Origin of the sequence: Caldicoprobacter faecalis (assembly GCF_900115765.1) — a bacterium.
Classification (GTDB): Bacteria; Bacillota; Clostridia; order Caldicoprobacterales; family Caldicoprobacteraceae; genus Caldicoprobacter; species Caldicoprobacter oshimai.
In genome coordinates this window covers 56,563-68,970 of the sequence record NZ_FOXR01000005.1, presented here as the reverse complement: position 1 = coordinate 68,970, position 12,408 = coordinate 56,563, and the positions used below count along the sequence as shown (strand labels likewise).

At 47.8% G+C, this 12,408-nt stretch carries 13 protein-coding genes; 10 read left to right on the top strand and 3 right to left on the bottom strand.

From position 1 onward, the window contains the following. Positions 1-90: 90 nt before the first annotated feature. Positions 91-216 (bottom strand): hypothetical protein, encoded by a 126-nt coding sequence (locus tag BM241_RS12895; protein ID WP_278291982.1) that lies wholly within the window; start codon positions 214-216, stop codon positions 91-93. 184 nt (positions 217-400) lie between these two features. After that, positions 401-1,129, bottom strand: a complete 729-nt coding sequence (locus BM241_RS03450) for an ABC transporter ATP-binding protein (protein ID WP_025748394.1) — start codon at positions 1,127-1,129, stop codon at positions 401-403. 317 nt (positions 1,130-1,446) lie between these two features. Here BM241_RS03450 and BM241_RS03445 point away from each other — a divergent pair, with 317 nt between their 5' ends. The 4 genes from BM241_RS03445 (at position 1,447) to BM241_RS03430 (ending at position 7,520) form a co-directional block, all read left to right on the top strand. Beyond that, the gene (locus BM241_RS03445; RefSeq protein ID WP_025748393.1) at positions 1,447-3,951 is read left to right on the top strand and encodes an MBL fold metallo-hydrolase; all 2,505 of its coding nucleotides are present in this window, start codon (positions 1,447-1,449) and stop codon (positions 3,949-3,951) included. A 107-nt stretch (positions 3,952-4,058) separates the two neighbouring features. After that, positions 4,059-4,940, top strand: a complete 882-nt coding sequence (galU, locus tag BM241_RS03440; protein ID WP_025748392.1) for a UTP--glucose-1-phosphate uridylyltransferase GalU — start codon at positions 4,059-4,061, stop codon at positions 4,938-4,940. A gap of 97 nt (positions 4,941-5,037) precedes the next feature. After that, complete coding sequence (locus tag BM241_RS03435) at positions 5,038-6,768, top strand: phospho-sugar mutase (protein ID WP_025748391.1); 1,731 nt, start codon at positions 5,038-5,040, stop codon at positions 6,766-6,768. Between the two features lie 14 nt (positions 6,769-6,782). Beyond that, on the top strand, positions 6,783-7,520 hold the full coding sequence (locus BM241_RS03430) for an HAD family hydrolase (protein ID WP_025748390.1): 738 nt from the start codon (positions 6,783-6,785) through the stop codon (positions 7,518-7,520). A gap of 147 nt (positions 7,521-7,667) precedes the next feature. Here BM241_RS03430 and BM241_RS03425 read toward each other — a convergent pair whose 3' ends face one another. Continuing rightward, positions 7,668-7,979, bottom strand: a complete 312-nt coding sequence (locus BM241_RS03425; protein ID WP_025748389.1) for an NfeD family protein — start codon at positions 7,977-7,979, stop codon at positions 7,668-7,670. A 186-nt stretch (positions 7,980-8,165) separates the two neighbouring features. Here BM241_RS03425 and thrB point away from each other — a divergent pair, with 186 nt between their 5' ends. The 6 genes from thrB to BM241_RS03395 all read left to right on the top strand — a co-directional run bounded on the left by thrB (position 8,166) and on the right by BM241_RS03395 (position 12,353). After that, positions 8,166-9,065 carry a homoserine kinase gene (gene thrB / locus BM241_RS03420; RefSeq protein WP_025748388.1) on the top strand — a complete coding sequence of 300 codons (900 nt, stop codon included), beginning with the start codon at positions 8,166-8,168 and terminating at the stop codon, positions 9,063-9,065. A 58-nt stretch (positions 9,066-9,123) separates the two neighbouring features. Then, the gene (locus tag BM241_RS03415) at positions 9,124-9,576 is read left to right on the top strand and encodes a Fur family transcriptional regulator (protein ID WP_025748387.1); all 453 of its coding nucleotides are present in this window, start codon (positions 9,124-9,126) and stop codon (positions 9,574-9,576) included. Next, positions 9,573-10,073, top strand: a complete 501-nt coding sequence (locus BM241_RS03410) for a spermine/spermidine synthase domain-containing protein (RefSeq protein WP_092282042.1) — start codon at positions 9,573-9,575, stop codon at positions 10,071-10,073. Before BM241_RS03415 ends, BM241_RS03410 begins: the two co-directional genes overlap by 4 nt. Then, the gene (locus tag BM241_RS13100; RefSeq protein ID WP_092282041.1) at positions 10,066-10,404 is read left to right on the top strand and encodes a spermine/spermidine synthase domain-containing protein; all 339 of its coding nucleotides are present in this window, start codon (positions 10,066-10,068) and stop codon (positions 10,402-10,404) included. Before BM241_RS03410 ends, BM241_RS13100 begins: the two co-directional genes overlap by 8 nt. An 80-nt stretch (positions 10,405-10,484) precedes the next feature. Then, positions 10,485-11,150, top strand: coding sequence for a RadC family protein (radC, locus tag BM241_RS03400; RefSeq protein ID WP_025748385.1), 666 nt, complete (start codon positions 10,485-10,487; stop codon positions 11,148-11,150). 39 nt (positions 11,151-11,189) lie between these two features. After that, positions 11,190-12,353, top strand: a complete 1,164-nt coding sequence (locus BM241_RS03395; protein ID WP_092282040.1) for an amidohydrolase — start codon at positions 11,190-11,192, stop codon at positions 12,351-12,353. Positions 12,354-12,408: the final 55 nt, after the last annotated feature.

Below are 12,408 nucleotides of genomic sequence, written 5' to 3'. Positions count from 1 at the left end.
CAGCAACACAAATAGCAATGCCGATACCAGGCAGTACAGCAGGAAATAGGCCCAGCCATCTAATCCCTGCTTGACCAGCCCATAAGTGGCTCACAGGCTGGGAGGGAACCTTCTGCCTATGGACTGGATGACACCGGCCTGGGAAACTATCAATTCCCGTACGAATTGTTCGGGGTTGTCTTCAGGCATTTTTTGCGCAAAATAGTTTACTGCCAATGTATACTCCCTCCCCACAGAAACATGGTATAAAGGGATATTATAGAACCTCCGCCCAGGATTATGGACAAACCTATTAAAACCGGTTCCCACAGGCGGTCCTTTTCCTTTGTGAACCTGTAGCGTAGAGCTGAAATGCCAAAGTTAACGTTGAGGCTTGTTTTTGGTAAGCTGATAAACGGTTTCACTGCTCTGTCAACTCCAGGAATATGTTTTCCAAGGTTTCAGCCTGCTCACCGCGGCGCAGCTCGTCCAGCGTGCCCACCGTTATCAATTTACCTCTGTGGATTATGCCTATGCCTATCCTATCGCACAGCCTTTCTGCCACTTCCAGTATGTGGGTGGAGAAAAAGACGGTGTTGCCATTTTGACAGTGCTGTCTCATGAGTTCTTTGAGCAGATAGGAGGACTTGGGATCCAAGCCCACCATGGGCTCATCCATTATCCAAAGGGCCGGGTTGTGAACAAGGGCACCTGCCAGCGCGATTTTCTGCTTCATGCCATGGGAGTGGCTCTTGATCAGGTCCTCTGCGCCATCGGTGAGGTCGAACATTTCCAAGAAATAATTGATCCTCTCTTTTCGCTGGCTGGATGGTACCTGGTATACATTAGCCATAAAGTTGAGGTACTCTATTTCTGTCAAGCGGTCGTATCCTGTTGGACTGTCGGGTACGTATCCAATGCATCTTTTGGCCTCTATTGAGTATTTCTGGTTATCATAACCGTTGACGATTATGCTGCCCTCATCCGGGTTTAAAAGGCCTACTATCATCTTTATCGTGGTGGTCTTTTCCGCACCATTAGGACCTAAAAAGCCGAATATCTCGCCAGGTTTTATGTGGAGGTTGAGGTTGTCAACGGCTTTGATGGCTCCTCTGTTATAGCTCTTGGACAGGTTGTTTATTCTGAGCATGGATTTGCCCTCCTGATCGAAGTTAAGTATATTTATACCAGTTGTGGGGTAAATTTACAATTGGTACTGCTATGTTTTGTATGAATTTTCCCAGGTTAGTTCAGCAAAATATTTCTGTAAGGCATACAGCAGCTCGATGGTAGTATTTGGTATAAAGGGCGGATTTAGGGCAAGGCAGGTTTTTATGCCTTTTCTAGCGGTTTGTTTTTACCTGTTGATTGTGCTATAATTTGAACGAAAGCCGGGAAGTGGTTTGATGCGTAAATCAGCGCAAATCATAGCAAGAAATCTAGGACGTTACGGAAGGATGTTGATGGATGGAATTGATCTTTTGCGGTGGAGCTGCCGAAGTGGGGGCCAGCTGCTATCTATTGCGCATAGACAATAAGAATATTCTTCTAGATGCGGGGGTCAGGATGGACTCATCTAAGGATAGTCTTCCTGATCTTCGCGTTATTCAAGAAAAGGGCGGTGTGGATGCCGTGTTTGTCACCCACGCCCATCTGGACCATACGGGAGCCCTTCCCGTGATAAGCAGGGAGTATCCTCATGCCCCCATCTATATGACCCATGCCACCAAGGACCTGGTACGTATCCTGCTTTATGACAGCTTAAAGGTTATGGAACAGCAGGAAGGCGAGATCCCTATCTATGCAGAGGTTCACGTAAAGCAGATGATGGACAGGATACTGTGTTTTTCGCCCGAATATGCAATACAGCCCTTTAAGGATGCTGAGCTAAAGGTTACCTTCTATCACGCAGGGCACATCGTTGGTGCAAGCTGCATCTACATACAGGGCAAAGAAGGCAGCGTGTTCTATTCAGGGGACATCTCGCTGGTCAACCAGTATACGGTAAGCGGGGCTTCAATCCCTAAGCTTAGGCCCGACGTGGCCATATTGGAAGGCACTTACGGGGACAAGCTCCATGCCAACCGCCAGATGGAGGAGGAACGCCTTATCCAGATGGTGGGGGAGGTCATAGATAGAGGTGGAAAAGTGCTGATACCCGCTTTTGCAATAGGGCGCGCTCAAGAGGTTATACTCATGCTGAAGCGGGCCATGAACAGGGGGAAGCTGCCTAGGTTTAAGGTTTTTGTTGACGGCATGGTGCGAGAAGTGTGCAGGATGTACCGCTTGAATCCCAATTATCTCCGCAGCAGTTTGGCCAAGAGGGTATGGAAGGATAAAGAGGTGTTTTTTGATGACTGGATACAACCCGTAGCCGACCCCAGAGAGCGTGAAGTGATAGCGGGGCTTTCGGAACCATGCTGCATAATATCCAGTTCCGGCATGTTGACCGGTGGGCCAAGCCAGTGGTATGCCGAAAAGCTGGTGGGGGATGACAAAAACTCCATCGCCATAACGGGTTATCAGGATGAGGAAGCCCCTGGCCGTCAGTTGCTTGACCTGGTAAACGCTCCTTGTGAGGAGAGGTTTCTCGCACTGGGTGAAAGGCGGATCCCTGTCAAGTGCCAGGTTGACAGGTACAACTTATCTGCCCATGCCGATAAGACCGAGCTCATAGGGTTGGTACATGCCCTGTCTCCGCGCCAGATTTTCCTGGTCCACGGGCAGGAAGAGGTCATACAGCACCTGGGCCAGGAGATACAGGCCGATTTCTGGGGCAGGGTTTATGTGCCGAGGAATGGCGAAGCGTATGATTTTCACATCGGGCGCCCCAGAAAGCAGCTTGAAAGGGCTTTAATTCCTTCGCTCAATAGAGAGGCTTTCCCCGAAAAAGGGGATATAGAGATCCTGTGGAGGCATATAATGGAGCACGGCGGGCAAAAGAGGGCTTACAGCCTCGAAGAGCTGCTCAAGATCTGGTCAGGAAAGGAGCCGACACAGGAACAGATAAGCAAGCTGGTGGATGTACTGTTGCATTCCGACTATTTTGAATCCGATAGCTGGAGGCCTTTTTTGTATCGGCCGCTGTCTGAAGAGCAAGTTGCCCAGCGGTTACAAGAGCTTCAAGGGCCGATGGAGGTTAACCGTATGCTTGCACTGGTGGATGAGTTTTTCCCGCCCGAGACGGGATTGTATAAAAAGGGGGCCAGGTTTGATGAAAAGGTTGCACTGCTTTACTTCAAATTTCCCAAGGTTGCGGCCCAGAAGTACAGGGACGAAATCGAGCAGTTCGAGAAGTTAACCGGCTGGCGGGTTGAGCTTAACCGGGAGTGCAATCTGGAGGCTGCAGAGGACCTGCTTGTAAGCCTTTTGCCTGAGGGTGCTTATCTGTCGGGAAGTTTATCGTATTACCGTGCTCAGGGGTATTTTAAAGCCTCCATTGAAGGGGATGTGGATATTGAGGATATAAGAAAACGGTTCAGCGAGGCAACCGGCCTTGATCTGGTCATTGAAGGGCACACAGAACCAAAAGCACCTGAGCCGGTGGCTGCGCAGCCCGGCCAGATGGAGCAGAACAGAGCTTTCAGGCTTATAGAAGAAACCTTTGCAGGAAAGCCCCACAGGCTTTACAAAAAGGGGCTGAAGCGGGATGAAAAGGGGCCCTACATAGAGCTGTCCTTTATCTCTCCGGAGATAGGCGAGCGATACCGGGACATCATATTGCAGCTTGAGGAGAAGACTGGATGGCCTATGAGGATCAACCCTAATCCCAACCAGAACGAGATCATCAAGCTGGCAAGGCGGCTGCTGGAGCAAAAGGGATTGCGTTTAAAAAAGAACCCTGGCTTTTTTCAGCTGGAAAAGGAGGTTAGGGTTGTACCTGTGGATGATTGGGATTGTGAGGCTTTTGATGATGTTAAAAAGGAGTTTGAGTCTTATACTGGATACAGGCTGGTTATTGAGAAAAATTAACATAAGATGTAAAATATTATTATGATGGATGATCATCTTTGGTATGATTTTCAGAAAGGACAGAAGGCAAAAACGGATTAAAGTAGTAGAGAAATGGGGGATGTAGGATGAAGATAAGAAAAGCCATCATTCCGGCGGCCGGGTTGGGAACCAGGTTTTTGCCGGCCACAAAGGCCCAGCCCAAAGAGATGTTGCCCATCGTTGACAAGCCCACTATACAGTATATAATAGAGGAGGCTATTGAGTCGGGAATAGAGGAGTTTCTCATCGTTACCGGCAGAAACAAGAGGTCTATTGAGGACCACTTCGACCGTTCACTGGAGCTGGAAGAGGCCCTTCGCAAGGGCAATAGGGAAGACCTGCTCAAGCTGGTAGATGATATTTCAAACATGGTGGACATTCACTACATACGCCAGAAGGAGCCCAAAGGTTTGGGCCATGCCATATACTGCGCCCGTTCCTTTATAGGGGACGAGCCCTTTGCGGTGCTGTTGGGCGATGATATCGTCTACTCTAAGACCCCTTGTTTAAAGCAGCTCATCGAGGTTTACAATGAATATAAGACCACCGTGCTTGGATGTCAGCATGTGCCTAAGGAAGATGTCAGCAAGTACGGCATCGTCAACGGCATACCGATTGAAGACAGGGTTTATAAGGTAAAGGGGCTTGTTGAGAAGCCCGATCCCGATAAGGCGCCATCGACACTGGCGATTCTGGGGCGGTATATCATCACGCCCAGGATATTTTATCACCTGGCCAATACCCCGCCCGGGATCGGAGGGGAGATACAGCTCACCGACGCGCTACAGGCTCTGGCTTCGGAAGAAGCCATATATGCCTATGAGTTTGAGGGTAAAAGGTATGACGTTGGACACAAGCTGGGCTATCTGCAGGCCACAGTGGAGTTTGCTCTCCGCAGAGAGGACCTCAAGGAAGAGTTTGGAAGGTATTTAAAGAGTCTGGTAGAAAAGGAGTTAAGCGATATTTAAACCATGTGCATGGCTTACATAAATAAAACTTTCTTGCTTGTTGAACAATAAAACCGGCAACTTATGAAATACGCTAGAAGAAAGGAAGGGAGTTTGGATGGATTACAGAGAGAGATACAGGTTATGGATGGAAAGCCCTGTAATAGATAAAGCGACAAAGGAAGAATTGGCGGCCATAGCCCACGATGAAAAGGAGCTGGAGGATCGATTTTACAAGGATTTGGAGTTTGGCACTGGCGGGCTCCGTGGAATCATAGGTGCGGGGTCCAACCGGATGAACAAGTATACCGTCGGCAGGGCCACCCAGGGTCTGGCCAATTATATAAAGAAACAAGGGCCACAAGCCATGAACAGAGGCGTCGTGATTGCCTATGACTCCAGGAGGATGTCAAAGGAGTTTGCGCTGGAGACGGCGCTGGTCTTGAACGCCAATGGGATTAAAACTTATCTATATGATGAGCTGCAGCCTACTCCGGTGCTGTCGTTTAGCGTGAGGGAGCTGGGCGCCATTGCCGGGGTGGTCATAACGGCCAGCCACAACCCTCCCGCTTACAATGGCTACAAGGTATACTGGGAGGATGGGGGACAGGTGCCTCCCAGCCGTTCTGAGGAAATCATAAAAGAAGTTTATGCCGTAGAGCGCTTTGAGGACATCAAAACCATCACCAGGGAAGAAGCTGAGGCCCGGGGGCTTTTCCACATCATAGGAGAAAATGTGCTAAGCCGCTATATCGAGAGGGTAAAGCAGCTCTGCATAAATAAGGAGCTGGTTAAAGAGGTTGGAAAGGAGCTCAAGATCGTTTATACCCCATTGCATGGAACCGGCAACAAGCCGGTAAGGCGTGTGCTTGGAGAGCTGGGGTTTAAAAACGTCATAGTGGTTCCAGAGCAGGAGTTGCCTGATCCTGAATTTCGTACCGTAAAATATCCTAACCCGGAGGAACCGGAAGCTTTTGCTTTGGCTATAGAGCTTGCCAAAAAACACGACGCTGACATAATAATAGGTACTGACCCGGATAGCGACCGGTTAGGGGTTGTGGTGAAGGATAAAGAGGGCAAATATGTGGTGCTGACCGGCAATCAGTTGGGCGCATTGCTGGTCAACTACGTGCTTGGGTCACTGCAAAGGGCAGGTAAGCTGCCGTCCAATGGAGCCGTAATCAAGACCATTGTGACCAGCGAGATGGGTCGGGAGATCGCCAAATCATATGGGATTGAGACGGTGGATACCTATACGGGCTTTAAGTTTATAGGCGAGAAGATCAAGGAATTTGAAGAGACGGGCGATAAGGTGTTTTTATTTGGATACGAGGAGAGCTATGGTTACCTGGCAGGCGATTTTGTGAGGGACAAGGACGGCATTATAGCCTCTATGCTGGCTTGTGAGATGGCCGCTTATTATAAATCGAGGGGTATGACGCTGTATGATGGTTTGGTAGAGCTGTGGAAAAGGTTTGGATATTATCATGAGACGCAGAAATCTGTCTATCTGGAAGGCAAGGAAGGCATGGAAAGGATAAAGGCCATCATGGAGGACTTCCGTGCCAATCCGCCCCTCGATGTGGGAGGAGTAAGGGTTACTGTTATTAAGGATTACAAGGATTTAAAGGCTTATCATGTAGATGAGGGTAAGGTGTTGCCCATAGCCATGTCTCAGCCGTCTGACGTGTTGCGCTATACCCTGGCCGATGGCTCGTGGTTTGCCGTAAGGCCTTCTGGCACCGAACCCAAGATAAAGTTTTATTTCTCCACTGTAGGTAAAAGCCTCAAAGATGCTGAAGATAAGATGGACAGGCTGGTGGATGGAGTGATGGCCAGGGCCAAGTGAGAGGAGGGATGGACTTGAGGGGGGTCGACACTTTTCTGTTTGACCTTGATGGGACCCTGCTTCCCATGGATATAGATGAGTTTACGGTGCTGTATTTTAAGGAAATGTCAAAGGTGTTTAGCGATTTGATAGAGCCCGAACGCCTGGTCAAATATGTATGGGCAGCTACAAAGGAGATGATCAACAACACCGGACAGCGGACCAATGAAGAGGTGTTTATGGAGAGCTTTGCAAAGCTGGTGGGAGAGGACAAGATTCACATATATAAAGACAGGTTTGACGCTTTTTATGATGAGGGTTTTTTAAACACTCGAAAGTGCGTGGGGGATGTGCCTTTCATGCGGGAGAGCGTGCGCATATTGAAAGAAAAGGGGTATGACGTGGCCATAGCCACAAACCCCCTCTTCCCCAGAAAGGCTATTGTTCATCGAATTCAATGGGCAGGCTTTAAGCCAGAGGATTTTATATATATCTCGTGTTATGAAAATAACCGCTTTTGCAAGCCCAATGTAGCCTTTTACCAGGAGGTTTTAAAAGATATCGGCAAACAACCTCACCAGTGCATCATGGTGGGGAATGATGTTCAGGAAGACCTTGTGGCTGCTTCACTTGGCATGAAGACCTTTTTGATTACCGATTACCTGATACACAGGACCGATGAACCCATTGAGTCTACCTATAAGGGTTCGTATGAGGATTTTTATAAATTTGTAAAGCAGCTGCCAGCCGTTGGTAAGCTTCAATATGCCTGATGAAGTGGGGTGTTTTGTACAGCGTATGCGTTTGAGAGCTGCAAATAATGAGAAAACGGGATGAGGCCAGCTATACCTACCTGGTTCATCCCGTTTTGTTTTATTGAATGACTTTTATACACATTGACCAGTTTCTTTTGTATATTGTCAATTTTTTGCGTTGGTCTGTGAGTTTTCTTCCTTTACCTTTACAACACAAGTGCTGTTGCCCACTTCAATGATCTCAACTTTTGTACCCACGTCTATGACTCCTGGGCCTTTTCGTCTGGCTTGGATTTCGATGCCGTCAATTTTTACTTTACCTGTTCCTAGAGTGTCGCTTATGGGTTCGGTTACAATGGCTTCCTGATGCAGATATTTTTCTAATGGGTTTTCCTGCATAACAGTAGAATTTTTCTTTTTGACGAAATAGACGACTATGAGAATGACTACGATGGCGCCTAAGATGTAATACCACACGGCACACCACTCCCCTCCGGGAATAGTAATCATTCTCTATAAATATATAAACGATGTGGCTTCGGATAAAACGCTTTTTAAAATATTTTGCAATGTATAAATGGACGATAAAGGTTGTAGTATAGCTAAAATTGTGGTACAATTTCCTAAAGAAAAGTGGGAGTATTCAAACAGGAGGAAAAGTATGTGGTAAGGGTTAAGGTACCGGCTACAACAGCCAATATTGGACCAGGTTTTGATTGTCTAGGGATAGCGATTGATATATACAACACAATAGAAGTGGAAGAATACGGCGAAGAATTATACATAAAGGTGGTGGGCGAAGGCTGCAATGAGGTGCCCTGCGACCAGACCAATCTGGTGTATTCCTCTATGCAGAAGGTTTTCGATGTGGTGGGTTATCGCCCTAAAGGTATACGGATGACCCTAATCAACGAAATTCCTGTTGCTCGGGGATTGGGCAGTAGTGCGGCCTGTATTGTAGGTGGTATGGTTGCCGCCAATGCTTTGACTGGGTTTAGGCTGGGCTTGCATGAACTGTTGAAACTGGCTGTCCAGGCTGACGGGCATCCTGACAACGTGGTTCCTGCCCTAGTGGGGGGGATGACGGCAGCTTGTTTGGAAGGTGAGGAGGTTCTGTATGTAAAGATGGATCCACCTCCAGGGATAAAGCTGGCGGTGATGATACCCGATTTTGAGTTGAGCACTGTCCAAGCCAGGCAGGTACTTCCTGACGCCATTCCGGTTAAAGATGCTGTGTTTAACATAAGCCGTACGGCAATTTTGGTTGCCTCATTTTTAACTGGTAGGTCAGAAATGCTTGCGGTTGCTACGCAGGACAGGTTGCATCAGCCTTACAGAAAAGCCCTCATTCCACACTGGGACGATATATTTTTTTATGCCGGGAAATGGGGTGCAAAGGGCGTGTTTTTAAGCGGGTCAGGTCCTGCCCTTGTTGCTATTTTGGACGAAGGGAACGTGACTTTTATCGATAGAATGAAGGAGGCGGTTTCGGCTTTTCAGGAAAGATGGGAAATACGAATGGTTGACTTTTGCAGGAATGGTGCGGAAGTGTCGCGTATATAAGCATATAAGGGCTTTTGTATTTATGACGGCTTGGAAATTGGGGAAAGGGGTTTTGTGGATGGGAAATAAAAACGAATTTACCGAACAGCTGAAGCAGCGGGGGTATAAGCTTACTAAGCAGCGGCAGGCTATACTGGATGTGTTCATGGAAATGGAAAGGCCTTTGGCCACGGCACAGCATATCTTTGAAAAGGTCATGGAGATAAACCCTGGCATCAACTTCTCTACCGTATACAGAAATCTGGATATGCTTGTGCAGGAGGGCATAGTACGCAAGATAACATTTGATCAGGGCGCCGCTTATTATGAGCTGATGGGTGGGAAACATCACCATCACTTGATTTGCAAAGGCTGTGGTAAAATACAGTGCGTGGACTATTGCCCGCTTAGGGACATGCCAATAAAGGAGGGGTTTGTCCCAACTGACCACAGTTTTGAGATATTTGGATTTTGCAAGGAATGCATGCAAACCAAATTGTTGGAGGATGAAAGGAGGAGAGAGAGGGAGTGAGTATTTGGTATGTGGAAGAGGAAACACCAGGATACAGGCTCCATTGGAAGGTAAAGAAGGTGCTTTATGAACAACAAACCAAGTATCAAAGGTTGCAGGTGTTGGAACTGGAGGATTATGGGCGTGCGCTTATTTTGGACAGCGCCATTCAGATTACCGAGAAGGATGAATTCATCTATAATGAGATGATTTCCCATATTCCATTGCTGACCCATCCTTCTCCCAAAAGGGTGTTAATAATAGGAGGAGGAGATGGGGGAGCAGCGCGAGAGGTGCTCAAGCACAAAGAGGTTGAAGAGGTGCATCTCGTTGAGATCGATAGGGATGTGATCGATGCTGTATGCAAGTTTTTCCCCGAAAGCGCCTCTGTTTTTGACAATCCACGTCTGAAATTGTTCATTCAGGACGGCCTTGAGTTTATTAAATCCAAAAAAGAGGAATACGACGTGATAATAGTGGATTCGTCGGATCCCATAGGGCCGGCGGTAGCTGTTTGAGTATCAATTCTACAGCGATTGCTTTAAGGCTTTAAAACCGGAGGGGGTTTTAAACGTCCAGTCAGGATCTCCTTTTTACAACAAGGATGTCATGAAAAGGGTAAGAAACCTATTGAGAAGTCTGTTTAAATATGTCAATCCCTATTTGGCGTGTATTCCCACGTATCCAAGCGGGCTGTGGAGCTTTACAATGGCTTCCAATGCATATCAATATTTAACAGCCGATTTGAGCCGAGCGAATGGATTAAACACGCGATATTTTACAAGCGATTTGTTTCATGCCTGTTTTGTATTGCCCGGGTTTATAAATGATTTTCTTAATGCCGTCTAGATTGGCGCTGCTTGAGTTTTTGCCCGCAGGGGGCTGTTGACGGGCGTTTTACACGATTACTTTTTGGACGGGTGGTACCGGTGCATGAGGGACACAGGGAGAGGGTTAGAAACAGATTTTTGAGGGAAGGGCTTGACAGCTTTGAGCCTCATCAGATTTTAGAGCTCTTGTTGTTTTATTCGGTGCCCAGAAAGGATACCAACGAACTGGCCCATGCTTTGCTGAAGAGATATGGTTCTCTGTCGGCAGTGTTTGAAGCCGATCCGGCTGATTTGATGTCTGTGCCTGGTATTGGCAAGAATTCCGCTGTGCTGTTGACCCTTATACCGTCCCTGGCCAGGATTTATTTCAAAGATAAATGGGGCAAAAAACCTCAGCTAAATAGCACGGCCAAGGCGGGAGAGTATTTGGTCGCGCTGTTTTCTGGCAGGCTGTATGAGGCCTTCTATGTGGTGTGCCTGGATGCCCAAAACAGGGTCAATCACCCTTGCCTGGTTCACGAAGGTACCATTGACCAAGCGCCGGTATATCCCAGATTGATTGTAGAGGCTGCACTACGGCATCAGGCGCACAGCGTCATCTTGGCTCACAATCATCCCGGTGGATCGCTGGAGCCTTCCCAGGCTGACTTAAACGTGACGCGAAAGATAGTTGCTGCCCTTGAGACCATATCTATAAAGGTATTGGACCACATCATTGTGGCCGATGGCAAGTACTTTAGCTTTGCTGATCACGGGCTTATATAGATTCGTCCATGTGACATATAAATTGGGGGAGGAGATAAAATGAACGTGCTCATCAAAAATGGCAGGATACTTACCATGGCCGATAAAAACTATGATAAGGGAGATATATTGATTGAGGGGAGCAAGATCAAGAAGATAGCCGAACACATAGATCCTCCCGAAAATTTCGAGGTAATTGATGCACAGGGAATGTGGGTTATGCCGGGAATAGTGGATGCCCATTGCCATATAGGAATGTGGGAGGATGGAATAGGGTCTGAAGGTGCAGACGGAAACGAGATGACAGATCCGGTCACCCCACATCTTAGAGCTATCGATGGCATAAATCCGGAAGATAACAGTTTTCGTGAGGCCAGAGAGCATGGGATTACTACTGTGGTTACCGGCCCGGGAAGCGCCAACGTCATAGGCGGGCAGTTTGCAGCCCTTAAAACCTACGGGCGCAGGGTGGATGATATGGTGATCAAGGCACCATTGGCGCTAAAGGTGGCCTTTGGTGAGAATCCCAAACGGGTATACGGCGGGCAGCATAAGGCGCCTTCTACCAGGATGGCCACCGCTGCCATATTGAGGCAGGCTTTCATTCAAGCGCAGGAGTACAAGCGCAAGCTGGAGCTGGGGCAAAAGAACCCTGATAAAATGCCAGATAGAGACCTGAAGATGGAGATACTGGTCAAGGTTTTAAATCGTGAAATACCGCTTAAGATCCACGCTCATCGAGCCGATGATATATTTACTGCTATAAGGATTGCAAAAGAGTTCAATGTAGATTTTACGCTGGACCATTGTACCGAAGGCCACAGAATAGTTGACTTCTTGCTGGAAGAGAAAGCCAAGGTGATTGTGGGGCCATTGCTTGCTGACCGAAGCAAGGTGGAGCTTAAGAGCCTCACATTTAAAGCGCCTGCTATTCTATCTAAAGCAGGGCTTAAGGTGGCCATTATGACCGACCATCCGGTAATCCCTATTCAGTATCTACCGGTTTGCGCTTCCATAGCAGTGCGGGAAGGGATGGATGAGATGGAAGCTTTAAAGGCCATAACTATATACCCCGCTCAGATAACTGGCCTGGATGACAGGGTAGGAAGCCTGGAGGAAGGCAAGGATGCCGATGTGGTAATCTTCGATGGCCATCCGCTGGATGTGCGCTCCAAGACGCAGTGGGTATTCATCGATGGCAATCTGGTGTTTAAGAGGGAATAAGCCCCAAGAGCATAATGAGGCTGTTGTGCATAAGGCCATTATACCAATATTAAAC

Coding starts and splice junctions, on each gene's coding strand:
- BM241_RS03450 (WP_025748394.1), bottom strand. CDS start 1,129: ATGCTCAGAATAAACAACCTGTCCAAGAGCTATAACAGAGGAGCCATC.
- BM241_RS03445 (WP_025748393.1), top strand. CDS start 1,447: ATGGAATTGATCTTTTGCGGTGGAGCTGCCGAAGTGGGGGCCAGCTGC.
- galU (WP_025748392.1), top strand. CDS start 4,059: ATGAAGATAAGAAAAGCCATCATTCCGGCGGCCGGGTTGGGAACCAGG.
- BM241_RS03435 (WP_025748391.1), top strand. CDS start 5,038: ATGGATTACAGAGAGAGATACAGGTTATGGATGGAAAGCCCTGTAATA.
- BM241_RS03415 (WP_025748387.1), top strand. CDS start 9,124: ATGGGAAATAAAAACGAATTTACCGAACAGCTGAAGCAGCGGGGGTAT.
- BM241_RS03395 (WP_092282040.1), top strand. CDS start 11,190: ATGAACGTGCTCATCAAAAATGGCAGGATACTTACCATGGCCGATAAA.